This window comes from Brevundimonas sp. TSRC1-1, assembly GCF_049898245.1.
Classification (GTDB): domain Bacteria; phylum Pseudomonadota; class Alphaproteobacteria; order Caulobacterales; family Caulobacteraceae; genus Brevundimonas; species Brevundimonas mediterranea_A.
On record NZ_JAFCXI010000004.1, the window covers coordinates 425,092 to 446,112 of the forward strand.

29 protein-coding genes are annotated in these 21,021 nt (G+C 69.6%); 17 read left to right on the top strand and 12 right to left on the bottom strand.

The genetic code is table 11. The features are described 5' to 3' along the window. Positions 1-20 precede the first annotated feature (20 nt). From ACP7CK_RS15580 to ACP7CK_RS15605, 6 genes are all read right to left on the bottom strand, one after another. Entirely contained in the window at positions 21-776 is a 756-nt protein-coding gene (locus ACP7CK_RS15580) for an ABC transporter permease (RefSeq protein WP_426026602.1), read from the bottom strand. After that, complete coding sequence (locus ACP7CK_RS15585) at positions 773-1,534, bottom strand: ABC transporter ATP-binding protein (protein ID WP_426026603.1); 762 nt, start codon at positions 1,532-1,534, stop codon at positions 773-775. Before ACP7CK_RS15585 ends, ACP7CK_RS15580 begins: the two co-directional genes overlap by 4 nt. Then, positions 1,527-2,570 carry an ABC transporter substrate-binding protein gene (locus tag ACP7CK_RS15590; RefSeq protein ID WP_426026604.1) on the bottom strand — a complete coding sequence of 348 codons (1,044 nt, stop codon included), beginning with the start codon at positions 2,568-2,570 and terminating at the stop codon, positions 1,527-1,529. The genes ACP7CK_RS15585 and ACP7CK_RS15590 overlap by 8 nt, the downstream gene beginning before the upstream one ends. Positions 2,571-2,614: 44 nt before the next feature. After that, a complete protein-coding gene (locus tag ACP7CK_RS15595) occupies positions 2,615-3,802 on the bottom strand; it encodes a TonB family protein (RefSeq protein WP_426026605.1) in 1,188 nt (395 codons plus the stop codon). 606 nt (positions 3,803-4,408) lie between these two features. Beyond that, positions 4,409-5,392: a sensor histidine kinase gene (locus ACP7CK_RS15600; RefSeq protein ID WP_426026606.1), complete on the bottom strand. Its 984-nt coding sequence runs from the start codon at positions 5,390-5,392 to the stop codon at positions 4,409-4,411. Positions 5,393-5,475: 83 nt separating this feature from the next. Next, positions 5,476-6,459 (bottom strand): alpha/beta hydrolase, encoded by a 984-nt coding sequence (locus ACP7CK_RS15605; protein ID WP_426026607.1) that lies wholly within the window; start codon positions 6,457-6,459, stop codon positions 5,476-5,478. A 92-nt stretch (positions 6,460-6,551) separates the two neighbouring features. On the opposite strand from ACP7CK_RS15605, the gene ACP7CK_RS15610 reads away from it, so the two are divergent. After that, positions 6,552-6,731 (top strand): hypothetical protein, encoded by a 180-nt coding sequence (locus ACP7CK_RS15610; RefSeq protein WP_008264376.1) that lies wholly within the window; start codon positions 6,552-6,554, stop codon positions 6,729-6,731. On the opposite strand, the gene ACP7CK_RS15615 is transcribed toward ACP7CK_RS15610, so the two are convergent. After that, positions 6,728-8,545, bottom strand: coding sequence for an ABC-F family ATP-binding cassette domain-containing protein (locus ACP7CK_RS15615; RefSeq protein ID WP_372705259.1), 1,818 nt, complete (start codon positions 8,543-8,545; stop codon positions 6,728-6,730). The genes ACP7CK_RS15610 and ACP7CK_RS15615 overlap by 4 nt on opposite strands. Positions 8,546-8,628: 83 nt before the next feature. On the opposite strand from ACP7CK_RS15615, the gene ACP7CK_RS15620 reads away from it, so the two are divergent. From ACP7CK_RS15620 to ACP7CK_RS15640, 5 genes are all read left to right on the top strand, one after another. After that, a complete protein-coding gene (locus ACP7CK_RS15620; protein ID WP_008262040.1) occupies positions 8,629-9,207 on the top strand; it encodes a TetR/AcrR family transcriptional regulator in 579 nt (192 codons plus the stop codon). Beyond that, entirely contained in the window at positions 9,204-9,542 is a 339-nt protein-coding gene (locus tag ACP7CK_RS15625; RefSeq protein WP_426026608.1) for a DMT family transporter, read from the top strand. The genes ACP7CK_RS15620 and ACP7CK_RS15625 overlap by 4 nt, the downstream gene beginning before the upstream one ends. A gap of 110 nt (positions 9,543-9,652) precedes the next feature. Beyond that, positions 9,653-10,126 (top strand): YcgN family cysteine cluster protein, encoded by a 474-nt coding sequence (locus tag ACP7CK_RS15630; RefSeq protein ID WP_008259885.1) that lies wholly within the window; start codon positions 9,653-9,655, stop codon positions 10,124-10,126. A gap of 384 nt (positions 10,127-10,510) precedes the next feature. Beyond that, positions 10,511-10,939: a hypothetical protein gene (locus ACP7CK_RS15635; protein ID WP_426026609.1), complete on the top strand. Its 429-nt coding sequence runs from the start codon at positions 10,511-10,513 to the stop codon at positions 10,937-10,939. Then, on the top strand, positions 10,911-12,080 hold the full coding sequence (locus ACP7CK_RS15640) for a DNA-packaging protein (RefSeq protein ID WP_426026610.1): 1,170 nt from the start codon (positions 10,911-10,913) through the stop codon (positions 12,078-12,080). The genes ACP7CK_RS15635 and ACP7CK_RS15640 overlap by 29 nt, the downstream gene beginning before the upstream one ends. Here ACP7CK_RS15640 and ACP7CK_RS15645 read toward each other — a convergent pair. Both ACP7CK_RS15645 and ACP7CK_RS15650 read right to left on the bottom strand, forming a co-directional pair. After that, the gene (locus tag ACP7CK_RS15645) at positions 12,067-12,489 is read right to left on the bottom strand and encodes a type II toxin-antitoxin system VapC family toxin (protein ID WP_426026611.1); all 423 of its coding nucleotides are present in this window, start codon (positions 12,487-12,489) and stop codon (positions 12,067-12,069) included. The genes ACP7CK_RS15640 and ACP7CK_RS15645 overlap by 14 nt on opposite strands. After that, the gene (locus ACP7CK_RS15650) at positions 12,490-12,768 is read right to left on the bottom strand and encodes a type II toxin-antitoxin system Phd/YefM family antitoxin (protein ID WP_426026612.1); all 279 of its coding nucleotides are present in this window, start codon (positions 12,766-12,768) and stop codon (positions 12,490-12,492) included. Between the two features lie 94 nt (positions 12,769-12,862). On the opposite strand from ACP7CK_RS15650, the gene ACP7CK_RS15655 reads away from it, so the two are divergent. The 3 genes from ACP7CK_RS15655 to ACP7CK_RS15665 all read left to right on the top strand — a co-directional run bounded on the left by ACP7CK_RS15655 (position 12,863) and on the right by ACP7CK_RS15665 (position 14,858). Continuing rightward, positions 12,863-14,032 carry a phage portal protein gene (locus tag ACP7CK_RS15655; RefSeq protein ID WP_426026613.1) on the top strand — a complete coding sequence of 390 codons (1,170 nt, stop codon included), beginning with the start codon at positions 12,863-12,865 and terminating at the stop codon, positions 14,030-14,032. Continuing rightward, a complete protein-coding gene (locus ACP7CK_RS15660) occupies positions 14,029-14,256 on the top strand; it encodes a hypothetical protein (protein ID WP_008260383.1) in 228 nt (75 codons plus the stop codon). The genes ACP7CK_RS15655 and ACP7CK_RS15660 overlap by 4 nt, the downstream gene beginning before the upstream one ends. 185 nt (positions 14,257-14,441) lie before the next feature. Continuing rightward, positions 14,442-14,858 carry an HK97 family phage prohead protease gene (locus ACP7CK_RS15665; protein ID WP_426026674.1) on the top strand — a complete coding sequence of 139 codons (417 nt, stop codon included), beginning with the start codon at positions 14,442-14,444 and terminating at the stop codon, positions 14,856-14,858. Between the two features lie 24 nt (positions 14,859-14,882). Here the strand turns inward: ACP7CK_RS15665 and ACP7CK_RS15670 are convergent, their stop codons facing one another. Continuing rightward, positions 14,883-15,263, bottom strand: coding sequence for a hypothetical protein (locus tag ACP7CK_RS15670; RefSeq protein WP_287928477.1), 381 nt, complete (start codon positions 15,261-15,263; stop codon positions 14,883-14,885). 125 nt (positions 15,264-15,388) lie between these two features. On the opposite strand from ACP7CK_RS15670, the gene ACP7CK_RS15675 reads away from it, so the two are divergent. The 8 genes from ACP7CK_RS15675 (at position 15,389) to ACP7CK_RS15710 (ending at position 19,329) form a co-directional block, all read left to right on the top strand. Beyond that, positions 15,389-16,627 carry a phage major capsid protein gene (locus ACP7CK_RS15675; protein WP_426026614.1) on the top strand — a complete coding sequence of 413 codons (1,239 nt, stop codon included), beginning with the start codon at positions 15,389-15,391 and terminating at the stop codon, positions 16,625-16,627. A gap of 172 nt (positions 16,628-16,799) precedes the next feature. Further along, positions 16,800-17,066: a head-tail connector protein gene (locus ACP7CK_RS15680; RefSeq protein WP_426026615.1), complete on the top strand. Its 267-nt coding sequence runs from the start codon at positions 16,800-16,802 to the stop codon at positions 17,064-17,066. 8 nt (positions 17,067-17,074) lie between these two features. Continuing rightward, on the top strand, positions 17,075-17,371 hold the full coding sequence (locus ACP7CK_RS15685; RefSeq protein ID WP_426026616.1) for a phage head-tail adapter protein: 297 nt from the start codon (positions 17,075-17,077) through the stop codon (positions 17,369-17,371). Further along, the gene (locus ACP7CK_RS15690; protein ID WP_426026617.1) at positions 17,368-17,778 is read left to right on the top strand and encodes a DUF3168 domain-containing protein; all 411 of its coding nucleotides are present in this window, start codon (positions 17,368-17,370) and stop codon (positions 17,776-17,778) included. Before ACP7CK_RS15685 ends, ACP7CK_RS15690 begins: the two co-directional genes overlap by 4 nt. A gap of 100 nt (positions 17,779-17,878) precedes the next feature. Continuing rightward, positions 17,879-18,289, top strand: coding sequence for a phage major tail protein, TP901-1 family (locus ACP7CK_RS15695; protein WP_426026618.1), 411 nt, complete (start codon positions 17,879-17,881; stop codon positions 18,287-18,289). Continuing rightward, positions 18,286-18,624, top strand: a complete 339-nt coding sequence (locus tag ACP7CK_RS15700; protein ID WP_426026619.1) for a GTA-gp10 family protein — start codon at positions 18,286-18,288, stop codon at positions 18,622-18,624. Before ACP7CK_RS15695 ends, ACP7CK_RS15700 begins: the two co-directional genes overlap by 4 nt. Then, positions 18,621-18,809, top strand: a complete 189-nt coding sequence (locus ACP7CK_RS15705; RefSeq protein ID WP_426026620.1) for a phage tail assembly chaperone — start codon at positions 18,621-18,623, stop codon at positions 18,807-18,809. The genes ACP7CK_RS15700 and ACP7CK_RS15705 overlap by 4 nt, the downstream gene beginning before the upstream one ends. Next, complete coding sequence (locus ACP7CK_RS15710; RefSeq protein ID WP_426026621.1) at positions 18,799-19,329, top strand: phage tail tape measure protein; 531 nt, start codon at positions 18,799-18,801, stop codon at positions 19,327-19,329. Before ACP7CK_RS15705 ends, ACP7CK_RS15710 begins: the two co-directional genes overlap by 11 nt. A 53-nt stretch (positions 19,330-19,382) precedes the next feature. Here ACP7CK_RS15710 and ACP7CK_RS15715 read toward each other — a convergent pair whose 3' ends face one another. Continuing rightward, positions 19,383-20,093: a DUF805 domain-containing protein gene (locus ACP7CK_RS15715; protein WP_292150892.1), complete on the bottom strand. Its 711-nt coding sequence runs from the start codon at positions 20,091-20,093 to the stop codon at positions 19,383-19,385. Between the two features lie 112 nt (positions 20,094-20,205). After that, on the bottom strand, positions 20,206-20,970 hold the full coding sequence (locus ACP7CK_RS15720) for a DUF805 domain-containing protein (RefSeq protein ID WP_426026622.1): 765 nt from the start codon (positions 20,968-20,970) through the stop codon (positions 20,206-20,208). Positions 20,971-21,021 lie beyond the last annotated feature (51 nt).

Genomic DNA, 21,021 nt, shown 5'->3' on the forward strand with positions numbered 1-21,021 from the left:
GGATATCGCTTAACCCGTCGCTAACGGCGCAACAGGAATCGTCCGATCACCCCGACAGCGGCGTTCAGCACCAGGCCCAGCAGGGTCAGGCACAGGACCCCGGCCAGCATTTCCGCCGTGCGCAGGCGGTTGCCCGCCTCCAGCAGCCGCCAGGCCAGACCCTGGGTCGCGCCCGAGCCCGAGACGAATTCGGCCACCACAGCGCCGATGACCGCAAGGCCCGCCGCGACCCGCAGACCCTCCAGCGCGAACGGCAGGGCCGAGGGCAGGCGCAGCCGCCACAGTCTTTGCAGGGGCGTGGCGCCATACAGGTCGAACAGCCGCTCCAGGTCGGGATCGGCCGACTTCAGCCCGGTCAGAATTCCCGAGAACAGCGGGAAGAAGGCGACGACGGCCGCCAGGGCCACCACGGCCCGGTCGGCGTGGTCCAGCCCGGCCCAGATCAGCACCAGGGGGGCGACGGCCACGACCGGCGTGACCTGAAGCGCCACGGCCAGGGGCCGCACGGCCCGCTCGGCCGCCGGGTGCAGCGACACCGCCAGGGCCAGCCCCCCGCCGACCAGCCCGGCCAGGACCAGGGCCTGAACCGCCATGCCGAAGGTGATCCAGGCCGAGGCGGCCAGACGCGGCCCCGCCTCGACCAGGGCCACGGCCACCGCGCTGGGCGGCGGCAGGAAATAGACGGGCAGGTCCAGCAGGCGACAGGCCGCCTCCCACACCGCCAGCAGCAGGATGGCCAGGCCGATGGGCGGCGCCAGTTCGGTCAGGCGTCTCATGGCGCGGCCTCTGGGCGCATGGCCGCCTCCAGCGCGTCTGCGATCGCCTCGACCGTCTGGCGATAGGCGGGATCGGCGCGCCAGCGGGCGGGGCGGGGCAGGGGGCCGGGCGTCGGCAGGTCCGCGACGGGCCGCCCGGTCGCGGCGGCCAGCACCACGACCCGTTGGGCCAGATAGACGGCCTCCTCGACATCATGGGTGACGAAGACCATGGCGGGCCGGGGCTCGGCGGCGGCCCAAAGGGCGTGCAGATCCTCGATCAGGCGGCGGCGGGTGACGCTGTCCAGGGCGGCGAAGGGCTCGTCCAGCAACAGCAGGTCCGGGGCGGTGATCAGGGCGCGGGCCAGGGCGACGCGCATGGCCATGCCGCCGGACAGCTGCGACGGCCGGGCGTCCGGCCGGTCGCCCAGGCCGACCGCGCCCAGGGCCTGGGCCGCGCGCGAACGGGCCTGGGGCCGGGCCACGCCCGCCAGCTCCAGCGGCAGGGCGACATTGGTCAGGGCCTCGGCCCAGGGCATCAAGGTCGGGCTCTGGAAGACGAAGCCGGTGCGGCCGACCCCTAGGGCGCGGATCACCTCGCCCCGGCTGGGCGTCTGAAGCCCGGCCAGCAGGCGCAGGGTGGTGGACTTGCCGGCGCCCGAGGCCCCGACCAGGGCGACGATCTCGCCCCGCGCCACGCTCAGGTCGATGGGGCCAAGCGGCGCGCGGCCGGGCCAGTCGACGACGACCCCCCGCAGCGCGGCGATGGGATCAGCCACGGCCCGGCAGATAGTTGTCGGTGAAGGCCTCGCGCCAGTTCAGGCCGGGGTCGAACACCCCCGCCTGGCTGACCACCTCGAAGAAGGCCTGCCAGCGGTCGGCCGTCATAGCGCCCAGGCCGTACAGGGCGGCGTCGCCCCCGTCGACGATGGCGTTGTCGCGCAGCTTCTGCCGGGCCTGGTCCAGGATGGCCTGGGTCATTTCCGGATTGTCCTTGCGGATCAGGGCGTCGCCCGGCGCCGCATCGCCCCGCAGATAGTCGCGCCAGCCCTCGGCCGAGGCGGCGATGAAGCTGCGCAGGGCCGTGGCGTTGTCCCGCGCGAAGGCGTTGGGCGCCAGGACCATGGCCGCGTAGGAGGGATAGCCTTCGTCGGCCAGCAGGAAGACCTTGGGCTCGAACCCGGCCTCCTGTTCGATGGTGTAGGGTTCGCTGGTCAGATAACCCTGCTGCACCGCCCGCTCGTCGGCCAGGAAGGGCGCCAGGTTGAAGGTGTATTTGCGCACCTGGTCGTCGGTGAAGCCGTATTTGGCCTTCAGCCAGCCCCAGAAGGCGTTGATCGAGGCGTCGGCCAGAAGGAAGGGCCGGCCCTTCAGATCGGCGATGGTCTCCAGCGCGGGGTCCGGGTGGGCGATCAGGACCTGGGGGTCCTTCTGGAAGAAGGCGGCGACGGCCTTAACGGGCGCCCCGGCCGCGACCAGGTTCATCGGGATGAAGCTGTTGGACCCCATGCCCAGTTCGACGGCGCCCGAGGCCAGCAGTTGCGGCACGTTCACGCCCGGCCCGCCCTGCACGATCTGGACGTTCAGGCCGCGCTTCTCATAGGCGCCGGTCGCCAGGGCCTGATAGAAGCCGCCCTGTTCGGCCTGAGCCCGCCAGTCGGTGGCGAAACGCAGCCGCACCCGGCCCTGTTCATCCACCGGCGCCTCTGATCGGTCGCAGGCGCGCAGGCCCAGCGCCGCGCCCCCGACCACGGCCGCGCCGCCCGCGAGCAGGGCGCGGCGACGGGTCAGCAGGCGATTCCCAAGCTGGATCATGGCCCTGCTTTACGAGGGGATGCAGGCCTTGGGAAGGCGGGGGTTCAGTTCTGATCCACGTCGGGCGCGGCCGTCTCGTCCTGCAGCTTGTAGCGGACGGGAACAACGCACCGGACGCCGGCCTCGAACCCCGGCGTGGCCTGGCTCGACTGCACCAGCCGCAGGGCGTCGACGCCGAAGGCGGCGGCCGGCTGGGCCTCGATCACCGAGACGTTGCCGATCTGGCCCCAGGGGGCGATGTCGAAGCGGATCAACGCCCAGCCCTCGATGGAGCGCTCGTTGAAGACGGTCGGAAATACGGGATTGGCCCGAACGGCGAACCGGTCTGCGACGGCCGGCGGGCATTGCTGCAGCGGGTCTTCACGCTGATCTTCCGGCGTCAGCGGCGGAGCCGCGAGGGTCCCGCCCGAGCGATAGAGATTGTAGACACAGCCGGTCCGGGCCGGTCCGGGCTGCATCCGGGTCTCGGCCGCCGCACGGCGAGCCTCGGAGTCCAGGTCTACGTCGCCCGACGAGCCGAGAGTCTCGACGTCGGTCGCGCGGCCATCGGCGTCGATGTTCCAGCGGGTCACGGACCAACTGCGGCCGCCGGGCGGGGGCTTGCGCCCTTTTTCAAAGTCGGGAAACACAACCGTGTCCGGTCGGCGGCCGCCGAACCGGTCGCCGCAGTCGGCGCCCTGTCCGCCCAGGCGTTTCGCCACGGCGTCGCGCAGGGCCCCGGTGGCCCGGGTGACGGCGAAATAGTTCAGCAGGTCCGGGACTTCCGCCTCGTCCAGTCGAACGCTGCGCCAGCGGATCGTCAGGCGGCAATCCTTGCGCGCTTGGGCGGGAAACCGCCAGGCGGCGAGACCGGCCTGCAGGGTGTCGAAGGCTGCGGGGGCTGCGTCGGCGGGACGGATATCCACCGTGCGCCCATCCGACGCGACCGAGAAGGCCAGGATCGTCTCTGCGTCGGACATCCCCCGTCGCGCGGCCTGCTGCGCCGGCAGGTCGTCGGCGTAGAGGGGCTGAACCGTGAGGCCTTCGCACGTCGCTTCGGCCTGTGGCAGCTGCAGGATGGTGTTCTCGACCGACGGGGCCGGCCCGATCAGGACGCCGGGCCTGACGCTGATGGGCGAGGGCGTCGGTGGGGGCGGCCCCGCGTCCTGCAGCCGTGGGTCGGCCTTCGCCGAACCGGCCGTCGTTACGGCGCCGGCGGCCAGGATGCACAGGGCGGTCTGTAATGCGCGCATGACGATCTCCAACTGCACGGCATGGGTGCAGATGGGGCGGCGTCTGTCTAGCGTAAGTCTGTGAATTCGGCCCCAATTGAGCGAGGGGACGAAGCGTTCGGGAAACCCGTCGACTTCGTCCCCTCGCCAAGTCCGGGTTGGACTTGGCCAGCTGGGTCGGACCCTGGCCTCAGCGCCGTTTCGAGCGAACCCGAAAGGGCGGTCGGCTGTATCCTGTCGCGCTCCGGGTCTCTGGCGTTCCACGGCCTTGCGGCCGCGTCGTCCGTCGATCCCGATCCGGTTCCCCGCCTTTCGTCGATCCTGAGACCGTCGAAGACCGGGGCCGTGGATCCCGCCTGGCGCACGTTACGATCCGAAGATCGCCCGATCACGCCGGGTCGGAGAGCCGGGCCGGTTCGCTTGAGGCCGGGGTCTCCCCCGATTTCCGCGCCGCCGTGTCCCTCGGCCCGTTGACGTTCTCGCGAAACCCGGTATGAGGCAAGCGCCCGAACTCGCCCCGATGTGCACGATTGGCCCGGCGGCGGTGGACAAGTCTGTGAACATCGGTGGACGGATCAAATTCGCCTTGGCGTATCAGCGGTTTGTATTGTCCACAGAAACGCGACGTCAGTGCGCGGCGGGCTTTGGGTAGCTGAGAACGCACAGGGCGCCGGGGGCGGCGTCGACGATGCTGAAGCGGCCGTGAAGCTGATCCGTCAGGCCGAGGACGATGCGCAGGCCCAGGCTGCGTCCCTTGGCGGGATCGAAGCCCGGCGGCGGTCCGGCGCCGTCGTCGCGCACCTCCAGGCGGCGTTCCGCCCCCTGCTCATACAGGCGGACGTGGATGCGGCCGGGACGGTCGGGGAAGGCGTGTTCCAGGGCGTTGTTGACGCATTCCAACAGGATCAGGACGACCGGCGTGGCCTCGTCCGCCGTCAGGGCGTGCCGGGCTTCCTCGACTACGACGGCCACGTCGGTGCGGCCGGCGGCGTTCAGGGCGTCGCAGACCAGCCGGCGCGCCAGGTCGTCGAAGGGCGCCGCCGCGCCGTCGGCGTCGAGCAGGCTGCGCTGCACATTGGCGATCATGGCGGTGCGCGCCGAGGCGTCGGAGAGGGCGCGGCGGGCGGCGGGATCCTTCGACATCCCGGCTTCGAGCCGCAGCAGTGCGCTGACCACCTGGATATTGTTGGAGACGCGGTGCTGGACCTCTTTCAGCAGCAGGTCGCGGCTCTCGGCCAGGGCGGCGTTGCGCGCCACCTCGCGCCGCAGATTGTCGGTCGCGGAGTTCATGCCGACGATGAAGAAGATGTCGACGGCGATGACGAAGGCGTAGAAGGCCAGGGCCAGGCCTGTCGCCGTGCTCCAGTCGAAACCGGGCGCGCCGATCCAGAACCACCAGGCGGTCAGGCCCGACAGGACCGCAGTCAGCACCGACGGCCACAGGCCTGCGAAATAGGCGGCGACGACAACGGCCGGGAAGAAGGTCAGGTAGGGAAAGCCGGGCGGAAACCAGTCGGCCAGCGCCAGGCGGACGCAGAAGGCCGTCAGCCAGGCGCAGATCGCCAGTCCGTAGCCATAGGCCGGATTGCTGCGAAACCACGCTGGGCTCAAGAACCGCTCCCCGATCCGTACCGCCGACGTGACGTTCCTATTGCGGTAGTCGCAATCGCGCCCAGCGACAATGCGAAAGCGAACTAGGACGCCTCCGGGGCGAGCCGGGCGTCCAGCCAATGCCGGATCGCCCCCCGCGCGCCCCGCGCGGCGGGGCCGCCGAAATGCAGGAAGCCGTGGGGGACTTCGGGAACGCGGATCAGGTCGGTGTCGGACGCCTCGCCCCAGCGGGTCGCCATCAACAGGCTGTCCTCGAACAGCGGGTCGTATTCGCCGGCCAGGAACAGGGCGGGCGGCAGGCCGGTCAGGTCGGCGTACAGGGGCGAGACGTCGGAACGGCGCAGGCCCGCCTCGTCGCGCTCGGGCGCCAGGCGGGCCAGGTCGGCCTGCATCGTGGGACCGTTGAACAGCAGGGTGTCGGGGTCGGCCGAGCGGACGCTTTCCGTGCCCGACAGGTCGAAGACGCCGTAGGTGAAGACGCAACCCTTGACCAGGTCGATCAGCCCCTGGTCGCGCAGGGCCACGGCGGTCAGGGCCGCCAGATGGGCGCCGGCGGATTCGCCGGTCAGGAAGACGGTCGCCGCGCCCAGCCGGTCCACATTGGTCACGGCCCAGTGGGCGGCGGCCAGACAGTCGGATATGGCGGCCTCGATATAGATTCCGCGCCGCTCGGACAGCAAGCGATAGTCCACCGAGACGACGCAGAAGCCGTGGCGGGCCAGATGGGCGTTCAGCCGGTCGTTCAGCCCGGCGCTGCCCAGCACCCAGCCGCCGCCATGGATGTCCAGGATGACGGCGCGAGGCGGACCTTCGGGCCGCAGGATGCGCAAGGGGACGGGCTGGTCGCCTTCCGTCTGCACGATCTCGACCGTGACGCCGCGCTTCCTGAGACGCGGCACGGTGATCGCCCCGGCCGCCGCGTCCAGCCACAGCGACAGCCGCTGGCCGGCGTCGATCCGCCAGGCGTCGGTGCGCAGGCGCGGCGCCCGGGCCAGGACAGCGTTGATCCGCCGCACGGCCGCCTGCTGGGCGGGGGCGAAGTCGACGACATGGGTGCGCAGGGTCATGTCAGTGGAGTGGGTGACAGCGGGTTTGGTTTCAAGGGGCGGCGGCGCCGGCCAACTCGCCAAACGCTGAAATCCGCCATAAGGTCGACGCCATGAAAAAGCTCACTCCGTTCGGCGTGCTTCTGATCTTCGGGCTGATCGGCCTGTTGACCAAGGATTTCGGCCTGTGGTTCGCCTTCGGCCTCGTCGCCTTCATCGCCGTGGGCGTGGCTCAGAACCGCCGCGGGGGATCAAAGACCCCCGCGGAAGGCGACGACGAAAAGGAAGGCTAGCCCGCCAGGGCCGCCTTCTTCTCTTCCAGCTCCAGCCATTCCAGTTCGGCGGATTCCAGGTCGGCGCGGGCCTTGTCGGCGGCCTTCATGGCGGCGTCGAAGGCCTTGGGGTCGCGGGCGTAGAGGCCCGGGTCGGCCAGCGTCGCGTCGTGTTTGGCGATCTGGCCGGGCAGGGCGTCGATCAGGGCCTCCAGCTCCTTCAGGCGGTGGGCGTCCTTGAAGGTCAGCTTGCCGACCTTCTTGGCGGCGACGGCGGGGGGCGGGGCCTCGGCGGCGCGCTGGGCGGCGGCCTTGTCCTGAGGGCGGGGATTGGCGCCGGGGCGCAGGAAGCCGGGGTTCTGGCGGATGAAGTCGGTCCAGCCGCCGGGGGTCTCGACGATGTCGCCGCGGCCGTTCAGGGCCAGGGTCGAGGTGGAAAGCCGGTCGATGAAGTCGCGGTCGTGGCTGACCAGGATCAGGGTGCCGTCATAGTTCTCGAGCAGCTCTTCCAGCTTGTCGAGCGTGTCCATGTCCAGGTCGTTGGTCGGTTCGTCGAGGATCAGCAGATTGGCCGGCTTGGCCAGGGCGCGGGCCAGCAGCAGGCGGTTGCGCTCGCCGCCCGACAGGGTCGAGATCGGCTGGCGCAGCTGGGCCTCGGAGAAGAGGAAGTCCTTGGCGTAGGCGGCGACGTGTTTGGACACGCCGCGCACCAGAATACTGTCGCCGCCGCCCGGCGTCAGGGCGTCCCACAGGGTCATGTCCGACTTCAGCCCCTCGCGCGACTGATCCAGATAGACGGATTCCAGATTGGAGCCCATGCGGACGGTGCCTTCGTCCGGGGCCAGTTCGCCCAGCAGGGTCTTGACCAGGGTGGTCTTGCCCGCCCCGTTGGGGCCGACGACGCCCAGGCGGTCGCCGCGCATGATGCGGGTGGTCAGGTCCTTGAACAGGGTGCGGCCGGCGAAGCCCTTGGACACGCCCTTGATCTCGGCGACCAGCTTGCCCGACGTGCCGCCGGAATCGACGCCCAGATACAGTTCGCGCGGGGCGTCCTTCATCTTTTCGGCGCGTTCGGCGCGCAGGGCGTCCAGCGAGCGGGCGCGGCCCTCGTTGCGGCTGCGGCGGGCGGTGATGGAGCTGTAGAAGGTGACGGTCTCGCGCTCGATGGTCTTGGTCAGGCGGCGCAGGGCCTCGGCTTCCTCCTCCTGCACCTTGGTCGACCATTCGTCGAACTCGACGAAGCCCTTGTTCAGGGTGCGGACGCGGCGGTTCTCCAGCCAGTGGACCGTATTGGTGACGCGGTTCAGGAAGGCGCGGTCGTGGCTGACGACCAGCAGGGCGAACCGGGCCTGGATCAGCTCGTTCTCCAGCAGTTCGATGGCCAGGATGTCGAGGTGGTTGGTCGGCTCGTCCAGCAGCAGCAGGTCGGGCTCTTCGGCGAAGGCCTTGGCCAGGGCGGCGCGTCGGGTCTCGCCGCCGGACAGGCCTTGCGTGGATTTTTCGGGGTCCAGACCGAAGGTGGCCAGCCAACTCTCGGCCGTCCAGGTCTCGGCCTCGCCGGACGAGGCGTAGTCCAGAAGGGTTTCGCCGGTGATGTCCGGTTCCTGCGGCACATAGGCGAAACGGACGGCGGACTGGACCGAACGGTCGCCGCTGTCGGGCTCGATCAGGCCCATGACCACCTTCATCAGGGTGGACTTGCCGGCGCCGTTGCGGCCGACGAGGGCCGCGCGGCTGCGCGGTTCTACCGCGAGGTCGACGCCGTCGAAGAGGGGGCGCTGGCCGTCCTGAAGGCGGACGTCCTTGAGTGCGACGAGGGGGGGTCTGGCTGCCATTGGCGGCCATATAGAGGAGGGACGGTCGATCCGCCACGGCCTTTGGGATTTGACAGATACCGTCCAGACGGTATGTAACGGTCATGGACATCACGACACGCCGCCGCGCCCCCGACGACACCCGGGCCGAAATCATCGAAAAGGCGCTGGAAGTCGCCGCCGAACTGGGGGCGTCGGGCTTCACCCTGGATGCGGTGGCGGCGCGGACGACGGTCAGCAAGGGGGCCTTGCTGCACCATTTCCCCAGCAAGATCGCCTTGCTGGAGGGGATGATCGACCATCTGGGGGAAATGCACACCGACAGCGTCCTGGCCGAGGCGGCCCGGGACCCGGAGCCCTATGGTCGGAATGCGCGGGCCTATCTGCGGGCCACGGTGATCGAGCCCTTCACGCCTCAGGACATCAGCATCGGACGGGTTGTCATGGCCGCCTGCGCCATCGAACCCACACTGGCGCAACGCTGGAACGGCTGGATCGCCAAGGTGAAGATCGACGATCCCAGCGACCCGGTCGGCGCGGACGACGCATTGATGCTAAGGCTTATCGCGGACGGACTGTGGATGTCGGACATCTTCGGCACGCATGCGGTGTCGCTGGACCAGCGGCGGGCCCTGCTGTCGCTGCTGACGCCCGGCCATCTGATCACGGCCAACGAGGCGTGAGCCCCATAACCTGGGCCGCCCTGCTGGGGGCCATCGGGCTGGAGGTCGTGGGCACGACCCTGTTGCAGCAGAGCCAGCAGTTCACCCGGGTCTGGCCGACGGCGGGGATGGCGGTCTGCTACGGCCTGGCCTTCTATCTGCTGTCGGTCGCGCTGAAACAGATGCCGGTGGGGATCGCCTATGCGATCTGGAGCGGTCTGGGGGTGGTGGCGATCTCGGTGATCGGGGTGGTCGCGTTGCGCCAGAGGCTGGATTGGCCGGCGATCGCGGGCCTGGCGATGATCATCGGCGGGGTGGTGGTGATCAACCTGTTCTCAAAGACCGTTGGTCACTGAGCCGAGGGCGTGGGCGAACGGAGAGACCTGTCGAAACAGGGATGCTATGGGCCGGTCCAAGTCGCGGCCGCCATCTGATCGCCGCATCCACCGATTAGGCGCGCCGTCCCATGATCCCCGTTCCGTCCCCGCTTCAGCCCTATTGGGAAACCAAGACCCTGGTCGAGATGTCCACGGCCGAGTGGGAGGGACTGTGCGACGGGTGCGGCCTGTGCTGCGTGATCCGGTTCGAGGACGAGGATTCGGGCGCGGTGATCCCGACGCGGGTCCACTGCAAACTGTTCGATTCCGCCGCCTGTACCTGCGCCGACTATGCGAACCGCAAGGCCCAGGTGCCGGACTGCATCAAGCTGACGCCGCACAATATCCAGGCCCTGGCGTGGATGCCCAAGTCCTGCGCCTATCGCCGGCTGCACGAGGGGCGGCCGCTGGCGGCCTGGCATCCGCTGGTCTCGGGCGATCCGGAGACGGTGCATACAGCCGGGGTGTCGGTGCGGGGGCAGACCATCTCGGAGCTGTCGCTGGCCGAGCCGGAGGATGCGCTGGATTTCGAGGCGCCGGAGTGGGCGGTCGAACGCGGGTAGAGGCTTTTTGCTGGCCTACCGCGCTTCGCGCTGCTTGAGGCCGCGTTTCTGGGCCGACCGCGCTTCGCGCTGCTTGAGGCCGCGTTTCTGGGCCGACCGCGCTTCGCGCTGCTTGAGGCCGCGTTTCTGGGCCTATCGCGCTTTGCGCTGCTTGAGGCCGCGTTTCTGGGCCGACCGCGCTTCGCGCTGCTTGAGGCCGCGTTTCTGGGCCTATCGCGCTTTGCGCTGCTTGAGGCCGCGTTTCTGGGCCTACCGCGCTTCGCGCTGCCTGAGGCCGGTTATGTCGGGCTTTCGGCGTCAACTGTTACAATGACGCTGGTCAAAATCGCTTAAATACAAACGCTTATGCTTTTCTCGGGGCGAGTTTCCAGCCTGAGGACGCTGGTGCGTTATGGTTTGGGCATGGCGGGAAAAGGCGAAGAGAGCGGAACGGGCGGCAGCTGGCTGGCGGCCCTGTTCGAACGGCTGAAGACAGCGGTCGAGCGTGCGACCGACATGATCTGCAGCGAGGAACCCGAGACCCTGGACGAGGCGGAAAAGCTGGCGCGTCGCGCCGGGGTGATCGCGCGCGCCGCCAAGCTGGTGGACGCGATCCGCCCGCGCGTCGAGGCCGAAGACAGCGAAGAGGACGGGATGGGTGGACGGATCTACGACCCCGAAGAGGACGAGCGACTGCGACGCGAGTTGGCCGCTAACTGCGATCGGATCGAAGCGATCATCGAGAGCAAGCGAGATCGACAAGCTGGAGGGGGCCATCCTGAGACGGGAAGCCCGCAAGGCCCTGGTGAACCGTCACCAGATCGAACCGGTTGAACCCGGCTGGGCCACCTGGCTGCTGCTGGGCGGGCGGGGATCGGGGAAGACCTTCGCCGGGTCGGTCTGGATCGACACCCTGGCGCGCAAGTCCAAGGTCAATCTGGCCCTGGTCGGCCCCGCCCTGCACGATGTGCGCGAGGTGATGGTCGAGGGCGCGTCGGGGATCAAGGCCCTGGCCGAACCGGGCGACCGGCCGCGCTGGGAGGCGGGGCGGCGGCGGTTGCTGTGGAAGAACGGCTCGGCCGCCTACGCCTTTTCGGCGGAGGATCCGGACAGTCTGCGCGGGCCGCAGTTCCACGCCGCCTGGGCCGACGAATTCTGCGTCTGGCGCAAGCCCGAGGCGGTGCTGTCGAACCTGAGATTCGGCCTGCGTCTGGGCGATGACCCCAGGCTGGCGGTGACGACGACGCCCCGGCCGATCCCCGCGCTGCGGCGGCTGATGGCCGAGGCGGGGACACGAGTGGATCGGGCGGCCACGGCCCTGAACGCCGAGAATCTGTCGCCGGGGTTTCTGGCTCATCTGACCGATGTGTACGGCGGGACCCGGCTGGCGGCGCAGGAGCTGGAGGGACAGGTGGTCGAAGGCGAGGGCGCCCTGTTCGGGGTCGAGGATCTGAAACGGGCGCGGGGAAGCCGGCCGGCCGAACTGGACCGGGTGATCGTGGCGGTCGATCCGCCCGCCAGCGCGCACGGCGACGCCTGCGGCATCGTGGTGGCGGGGCGCAAGGACCGGCGGGCCTTCATCCTGGCCGACCGGACGGTGCGGGGACTGTCGCCCGGCGGCTGGGCGGCGGCGGTGTGTCGGGCGGCGCGGGATTTCGACGCCCAGGAGGTGGCGGCCGAGGCCAACCAGGGCGGGGAGATGGTGCGCAACGTCCTGAGACAATCCGACTGTCCGGCGCCGGTCGAACTGATGCACGCCTCGCGGTCCAAGGCCGCGCGGGCCGAGCCGGTGGCCCTGCTCTATGAGCAGGGGCGGGTGGTGCATTGCGGGGACTTCCCGGCCCTGGAGGAGGAGATGCTGGCCCTGGGGTGCGACGGCGGGCCGAGCCCGGACCGGGCCGACGCCCTGGTGTGGGCGGTGTCGCGGCTGATGCTGGGGAAGGCGGCGGAGGGGCCGAGGATCAGAAGACTATGACGCCGGATGTTTGGGGATGAACAGCGGCTGAGCGCTCCAAGGCGCGGTCGGCGCTTATCAACGGCACGCCGAGGAGAAGGGCCTGGGCCAGGATGATGCGGTCCCACGGATCTCCATGATCAATAGGCAGGCCTGCGGCCAGCTGCGCCGTTTCGGCGCCGATGGGCACAAGCCTGTAGTCACGGGTCGGCAAGAAGGCCGGTAAGTCATGCGGCACTCTCAGGAGAAGGTCGTCACGTTGCGCGCGGGCGCGGCTAGGGTCGCGTCGTTTGAAGTCGATCTCGTAAATACTGGCGACGCTGACGTAGGCGAGGTCGCTGTCGGCGATAAGCCGTGAGGCGGCGGGTGACAGCCGGGCGTCGTCGAATAGGGCCCAGATCAGCGCTTGAGTGTCGAGCAGAACCGCCATTCAGCGGTAGAAATGATCTTCGTCTTCCGAACGAGCCAGGCGCTCCATCTCTGGGTCCGGCTGAAGGAAGAGGGTCGCTTCTTCGTCCGTCAGCGGGCCGAGGTGGGCGAGAGCGCCGATGCGGAAGCTGGGGCGGGGCGTTTCAGGGGCCGTTGCGGCGCGGATGACGGCGACCGCGTGACCGTCGCGGGACAGGACGATTTCCTCGCCGTTCTCGGCCTGGGCGGCGAGTTCGGCCAGGGTGGCGTGCGACCGGGCGATGTCGACGTGGATCGTCATGGGTGAAGACTAGCACGACACGGGGCGGGCCGAAACTGAGCGCCGATCCGGCGGCTCCACCTCGTCGGGGGAAATAGGTTTCAGGGAGAGTGTGATGGTTTCGATCCGGTGGCCGTTCGGCCAGGGCGGGCGCGGGCGTGCGCCAAATCGGGGGGCGCCTGAAGAAAAGGCCAGTCGGGCGGCGGTGCTGCTGTCGGGCGTGGGGCGGGCGCGGTGGACGCCCAACGACTACGCCAGCCTGGCGCGCGAGGGGTATCAGAAGAATGCGGTGGCCTATCGCTGCATCCGGATGATCGCGGAGGCGGCGGCCTCGGCGCCCTTTGCGGTCTTTGTCGAGGGGGTGCGGGACGAGGCCCATCCGTTGGCGCGGCTGATCCACCGGCCCAATCCCGAACAGTCGGGGGCGGAGCTGATGGAGGCGGTCTATGGGGCGCTGCAGGTGTCGGGCAACGCCTGGGTCGAGGCGGTCGGGGACGAGGCCCCCGAAGAGCTGTGGGCGCTGAGGTCGGACCGGGTGAAGGTGGTCCCCGGCCGGTCGGGCTGGCCCGAGGCGTGGGAGTATTGCGTCGACGGGCGGTCGGCGCGGATCGGGCGGGCCGCCGACGGCTGGGCGCCGGTGATGCAGCTGAAGCTGTGGCACCCGCTGGACGACTGGTACGGGCTGTCGCCGTTGGAGGCGGCGGCGCAGGGGGTGGACGCGCACAATGCGGCGGGCGCCTGGAACAAGGCCCTGCTGGACAATGCGGCGCGGCCGTCGGGGGCGCTGATCTATGGGGCGCAGAAGGGCGAGCGGCTGACGGCCGGGCAGTTCGAGGCGCTGAAGGATCAGCTGTCGTCCGCCTATTCCGGAACCGAGAACGCCGGGCGGCCGATCCTGCTGGAGGGCGGGATGGACTGGAAACCGCTGAGCCTGACGCCGGCCGAGATGGATTTCGTCGCCGGCAAACATGCGGCGGCGCGCGAGATCGCCCTGGCCTTCGGGGTTCCGCCGCAGCTGCTGGGGATACCGGGGGACGCGACCTACGCCAACTATCGCGAGGCCAACACCGCCTTCTGGCGGCAGACGGTCGTGCCGTTGGTGCGCAAGGCCGCGGGGGCGATGACGGGCTGGCTGGGCGGGCGGTTCCCCGGCTGCGAGGTGCGGGCTGACCTTGAGGCCGTGCCGGCCCTTCAGGCCGAACGCGACAGTCTGTGGGCGCGGCTGGAGGCGGCGAGCTTCCTGACCGAGGAGGAGCGGCGGCGGATGGCGGGGGTGGGCGAATGAGCGATGCGGTGAAGAAGGCCGTCGCGGCCTTGATCGCCGCCCTGGCGGTGCAGACGGTCGGGGGGCTGGTCTGGGCCGGGGGCGCGGCGGCGCGGATCGCGACCCTGGAACAGAGGGTCGGGGAGCAGAGGCTGGTGGCCGAACGGCTGGCGCGGCTGGAGACGCAAGGGGAGGCGACGGCGGCGGCGGTGGAGCGGATCGAGCGGAGGCTGGAGGGCGGATGAGGGGATTGGCGCACGATCTTTTCCCTCCCCGTTCCGGGGAGGGGGGTCGCGAAGCGACCGGGTGGGGGCGGCAGGGCAAGGGCGCACAGACGGGGAATGCATCGCCTGGCCCTTCCCACCCGGTCTCGCCTGCGGCTCGACCCCCCTCCCCCGCAGGGGGAGGGAGAGGCGGCGGGTCGCTACTTATCGAAGGCTACGCCTCCCTGTGGGGCGTGGCCGATCTGAACGGGGATGTGGTGCAGGCGGGGGCGTTTGCGGACAGTCTGGCGAAGACGGGCGCCGAGGGGGTGCGGATGCTGAGCCAGCACGACGGCCGGGCGCCGGTCGGCGTCTGGGACCGGATCATGGAGGACGCGCGCGGCCTGTTCGTGCGTGGACGAATCGCGGACTGGTCGCCCGAAGCCCGCTTCGCCGCCGCCCTGAGCCGGGCGGGGGCGATGGACGGGCTGTCGATCGGATACCGGACGGCGCGGGCGCGGCGTCAGGGCCGGCTGCGGGTGCTGAGCGGGGTGGAACTGTGGGAGGTGTCGCTGGTGACCTTCCCGATGCTGCCGGGGGCGCGGTTTAGGGCTGTTCAGACCGGACCGTCGTCTCGAAGATGATAGACGTTTCGCGTTTCAGACCCTTCAGTCTTTGGGCGCGGCGGCTTCGATTTCGGTCTGGAGCGCCTGCATCTCGGCGGTGATGGCCTGCATTTCCGCAGTGCATTCGTCGGATGAGATGGTGGCGGCGCGCGGGGACGCCTTGCCCTTGTCATAGGCGTCCAGGAAGAAGGCCGCTGCGGCCTTCTTGTCCGGGTCGTCGGTCTCGGCGGTCATCGAGGCGCGGATGCGAGCCCCGATTTCGGGTGGGAACTGACGTTCGCAGGTCCCCAGGGTTTCGAACATGCGGGTCATGCCGGCGAAGACCTTGCTGACCTGCGCGGCCTGTTCGGGCGGCAGGGTGGACACGTCAGGCGGGGTTTGAAACGCCAGAGCGCCGGAAAAGGCCAGAACAAGACTGAACATGCGTGAAACTCCCCGATCTGACCGGGGCGTAGCACGCTTTTTGACGGGCGGCAGCCGTCAATCACAGGTTTCGGGCGAGCCCGGATCACAAGGCGCCGACGACGGGCGCATTCAACGGAGACATCATGAAAGAGACCAAACAGGCTTCCGGCTCGCCGGAGGCGCAGGCTGTCGTGCGCGAGATGATGGCGGCCTTCGAGGCGTTCAAAGGGGCGAACGACGCCCGGCTGGGCGAGATCGAGAAGAAGGCGGCGGCCGATGTGCTGCTGGAGGAGAAGGTGGCGCGCATCGACCAGGCGGTGGCGTCGGCGCAGGCGCGGCTGGATCGGGTGATGAGCCAGACCAGGCGTCCGACTATCGGCGGCGAGCCGGTCGAGCCGGCGAGCGCGCCGGAGGCGAAGGCGGCGTGGGACGGGTATCTGAAGACCGGCCACTCGTCTCAACTGGCTGGCGCGCTGGAGGTCAAGGCGGGGCTGTCGGGCGGGGCGACCTCGGGCGGCTATGTCGTGCCCTATGAGACCGAGCGGGCCATCGAGCGACGGCTGATGGCGGCGTCGCCGATGCGCGAGATCGCCACGGTGCGGACGGTGGCGGCCGGGGTGTTCAGAAAGCCGGTGTCGACGGCGGGCGTGGCCTGCGGCTGGGTGGCGGAGACGGCGGCGCGGCCCGAGACGGACCCGGCGACCCTGGCCCTGCTGGAGTTCCCCTCGGCCGATCTGTACGCCAATCCGGCGGCGACCCAGGCCCTGCTGGACGACGCCGTGGTCGATCTGGACGAATGGCTGGCGGCCGAGGTCGAGGACGCCTTCGCGGCCCAGGAGACCCAGGCCTTCGTCAACGGCGACGGGGTGAACAAGCCCAAGGGCTTCCTGACCTATCCGACCGTGGCGGACACGGATCAGGCCTGGGGGCAGATCGGTTCTGTGGCGTCGGGCGCGGCGGGCGGGTTTGCGCCGACCAGTCCGGCGGACCGGCTGATCGACCTGGTCTATGCGCCCAAGGCCCAGTACCGGCCGAACGGGCGGTTCGTGATGAACCGCAAGACGGTCTCGGCCGTGCGCAAGTTCAAGGACGCGGACGGCAACTACATCTGGCAGCCGGCGACGCGGCTGGGCGAGACGGCGTCGCTGCTGGGCTATCCGGTCACGGAGATCGAGACCATGCCGGATGTGGCGGCCAACAGTCTGTCCATCGCCTTCGGGGACTTCCAGCGGGGGTATCTGATCGTGGACCGGGCGGGGGTGCGGGTGCTGAGGGACCCCTATTCGGCCAAGCCCTATGTGCTGTTCTACACCACCAAGCGCGTCGGCGGCGGGGTGCAGAACTTCGACGCGATCAAGGTGATGAAGTTCAGCGCGGGTTGATCGTGACGCTCGTTTCTCCCTCCCCCTGCGGGGGAGGGCAGGCCGCGTGAGCGGCCGGGTGGGGGCGGCAGGGAAACCGAGCCCGGGTCGCCTGGCCCGCCCCACCCCGTCGCTGCGCGACGCCCCTCCCCGTGGGGGAGGGAGAGTTCTGAATTCGAAATGGGAGACTGCCATGGCGCAGCCGGTGACGGTGGCGGAGGCGAAGCTGTTTTTGCGGGTCGAGCACGAGGCGGAGGATGGTCTGATCCAGACCCTGATCGCGGCGGCCCAGGCGCGGGTGGAGGGGGATGTGGGGCTGAGCCTGACGTCCACCTCGCCGGCGGGGTTGCGGCTGGCGATCCTGATGCTGGTGCTGCGGGCCTATGAGCGGGGGGACGCCGAGATTCAGGTGGAACCGGTCGAGGCCTGGGTCGCGCCGTATCGCGTGGTGCGGCTGTGAGCGCCGGCATGAGGACGCTGGCGGGGCTGTTCCGGGCGGTGGAGGCGGAGACGCCTTACGGCGGGCGGAGCGTGACGTTCGAGGCGGTCGGGTCGGCCTGGCTGAAATGCGGGGCGCGGCGGCGGAGCGAGCGGGGCGAGGGGGATCAGAGGCGGGCGGTGGAGACCCTGGACGCCGAGGCGCGGGCCGACGGGCGGCTGACGGTCGGTCGGGTGCTGCGGTTCGGCGGGGCGGACTGGGGCGTGGCGTCGGTTCAGGATCTGCGGCCGGGACGGGTGAAGCTGGGGCTGGAGCGGCGGCGATGAGGGATCATGAAAGCGCGCTGCAGAAGGCCGTGCTGGTGGCGCTGAAAGGCGATTCGGCGGTCGCGGCCCTGGTGGGCGGACGGGTGTTCGATCAGGCGCCGGAAGGGGCGGAGCATCCGCATCTGGTGATCGGCCGGTGCGAGAGCCGACCGGTGGCGGCGGACGGGGGCGGGGTGGAGCAGAGGCTGACCCTGACCGGGGTGTCGCGGTTCGCCGGATCGGAAGAGGCCAAGGCGGTGGCGGCGGCGGTGCGGGCGTGTCTGCACGAGGCGGTGCTGGAGGCGGACGGGGTGCGGACGGCGACCCTGAGGGCGAATTTCGCCGACGTGTTCCGGGCGAGGGACGGGCGGCGGACCTATGCGGTGGTGCGGCTGAGGGCGGTGACGGAGGAGGTGGGCGGGGCGTGAATGGTGACTCGTGACTCGGGGTTTTTGCCCCGATTGAGGCCGGCCGCCGATCACGACTCACGAGTCTCAACTCACTAATGACAGCAAAGCGAGGACGAAAATGACCGCACAGGCGGGCAAGGACATGCTGCTGAAGATCGAGGGCGCGCCGGGCGTGTTCACGACGGTGGCGGGGTTGAGGGCGCGGACGATTTCGCTGAATGCGCGGACGGTGGATGCGACCGACGGCGACAGCGCCGGGCGGTGGCGCGAACTGCTGGCCGGCGCGGGGGTCAAGTCGGCGGCGGTGTCGGGGCAGGGGATCTTCCGCGATGCGGCGTCGGACGCCCTGGTGCGCGAGGCCTTCTTCGATCAGGCGGCGAAACGGTGGCGGCTGGTGGTGCCGGACTTCGGCGTGCTGGAGGGGCCGTTCCTGGTGGCGGCGCTGGAATACGCCGGCGAGCACGAGGGGGAGGCGACCTTTGCGCTGAGTCTGGCCAGCGCGGGCGAGATCGGGTTTTCGGCGATATGAGCGGCGGGGACTGGCCCCCCTCGGGCCGCGGGGCGGCCCTCTCCCCCCAAGGGGGGGAGATTGGGGCGCGCGGGGAGGCGGGGGTGGTGCTGGGCGGGGTGCGGCGTCGGGTGTGTCTGACCCTGGGGGCGCTGGCGGAGATCGAGACCGGGTTGGCGGTCGAGGGGCTGGCGGCGGCGGCGGAGCGGATGAAGGCTCTGTCGGCGCGGGATCTGATGGTGGTGCTGGCGGCGGTGCTGCGCGGGGGCGGAGAGACGGCGCCGGATGTGGCCGGGGTCGAGCCGCGCGAGGCGGCGCGGGCGGTGGCGGCGGCGTTCGAGGCGGCGGCGCGGTGAACTCGGGGGAGACCCCGTGGGGCGAGATGCTGCGGGCGGCGATGCGGATGGGAATCGCGCCCGAAGCCTTCTGGCGGCTGTCGCTGAAGGAGTGGCGGATGCTGACCGCGGCGCCGCGCGGAACGGCGCCGATGGGTCGGCCGGGGCTGACGAAACTGATGGAGGACTGGCCGGATGACGGATGAATTCGGGCGCGGCGGGATCGAGGATCTGCCGCTGAAGACCGCTGAGGCCGGGGCGGCGCTGGAGGCGCTGAAAGGACCGGCCGAGGATGCGGCCAACGCCATCGAGGCGGCGTTCGGACGGGCGGGCGACAGTCTGACCCGGTCGCTGGCGCGGGCGGCGGCGGACGGGGAGGTGTCGCTGTCGGAACTGGCGAAGGCGGTGCTGGATGCGGTGAACGCGGCGGCGGGGTCGGGCGGATCGGGCGGCGGACTGAGCACGGCGATCCAGGCGGCGATGAGCAGTTTCGGCGGGGCGCGGGCCGACGGGGGGCCGGTGCTGGGCGGTGCAGCCTATCTGGTCGGGGAGCGCGGGCCGGAGGTGTTTCGCCCGGCGACCGGCGGCGAGGTCGGCCCCGTCTCTGGCGGCGGGGTGACGGTCAATGTGGCGGTGGACGGCGGGGCGCCGGCCCTGCTGCGGTCCGAGGCCCAGATCGCCCAGATGCTGGCGCGGGCGGTCAGCCTGGGCGCGCGGCGGATGTAGAAACGCCGCCCCGTCAAGGACGGGGCGGCGCTGAAGTCACTCAGGCAATGAGGCTATTCGCTCTTGGGGTTCGGGCCGAAGCGGTTGTCGCCCTTCTGGCTGTCTGTCACGCCGATCCACAGAAGGAAGGCGAGGTTTATGAGCGTAGCGATAGCGAAGGCGCCGACGGCCGGACCCATGATGGACAGCGCGGCCATTGGGTTATCCTCGTAATAGCTCTCGTCCATGCCGCTGGCTACGATGCCAGCGAACATTACCACGAAGCCGATGATGACCAATATGGTCGAGGTCGCCCATGGGATAGCGACCAACCAGCCGCTCTTGCCCATGTCGTGCAGACGCTTCACCGAAATGGCGAGGTTGGGCCAGATCAGCGCCAGCGAAATCAGCCCGCCCAGGAAGGGAATCCAGCCCAACACCAAACTAGCGCCGAAGATAATCAGGAAACCGATCCAGAAGTGCGAGCGGCGCAGGCGGCCGTTGAATGACAACATGGCGGACTGGAAGTCGAAGCCTGAGCTGGGCGAACCGACGGCGGCCGAGGCGACGTAGCCGCCGGCGACGCCGGTGGGCGTCGCAGCGCCAGCGAGGATCAGGATCTGGGTGGCGGCGCCGCCTTCGGGGACGAAGTCGACGCGGACGCCGGCGGCGGGGAAGGCAGGCGACTGGAGCGCGGCCGAGGTGAAGTCGTAGCGTGCGCCGTCATCGCCGCTGATTAGACCAGCGCCTGTCGCGCCGTCGTAGCTGAGAATTTCGCCGCGCACGGATGTCTCCTTGGTTGTCGCCGTCAATCGGCATTTTGCGAACATCACCGGGCGACGTGCGCCGGGCAAGACTGAAAGGTCAAGCTTGGCAAACGGTTCCTGAGAGTCTCTCTCAAATTGCGATTGGAGCCGTTCCCGTAGGTGGCGCGCCGAAGCGATTGTTGTGAGGCTGTCCTTTCCGACAACCGATCAAAATGACGAAGGCTAGGTGAATGAGGAGGATGAGCAGCACAGCGCCGATGGCGACCATGGCCACGCCCTGAAATGCCTGCGTGGATGGGCCCGTGTCGATACTGATCGCCAGTATCCCATAGAGGCCTCCCAAGACTGCGATGAACAAAGCGACTTTCAGCACCAGAACGATCAACCCAAGGGGGATGGCGACGAGCCAGCCCGTTCGACCGATATCATGGAGACGCTTGGTGGTGATGGCCAGATAAGGCCAGAGGCACGCCAGAAAGGTGATCGGAATAACCTGGCGAACTTGAGGAAATAGGATTGCGACTCCCCATGCGATCACGTGGATCGAGGTCATGATCAGGGTCGCCTTCCAGAAGTAGGCGCGCTCCATTCGACCGCTCAAGGAGAAGAGGCGGCTTTTCCAGTCGCGTGGCGTAATCGCCGCGCTCACCGCAATCGGCGCATCCTTTGACACGACGGGCTTAGACACGACGGGCTTTGACACGAAGCGTTGCGCCACCGGGCCGGGCGGAAGCAGAACCGGCTCGCGGGCTTCAAGGCCGTCAATCACGAAATCGATGCGACGACCCACGGCGAGGCCGGAGAGGTGGGACCTGAAGCTGTAGCGTTGAAGGTCGTCGCCGCTGACCAAGCCTGCGCCGGTCTGAGGATCGTAGGTCAGGATTTCGCCGCGCAAGGCCGTGTCCGGGAAGGCGCGGCTGGAAGCGCCGCTGCCCAGATTTGGCGC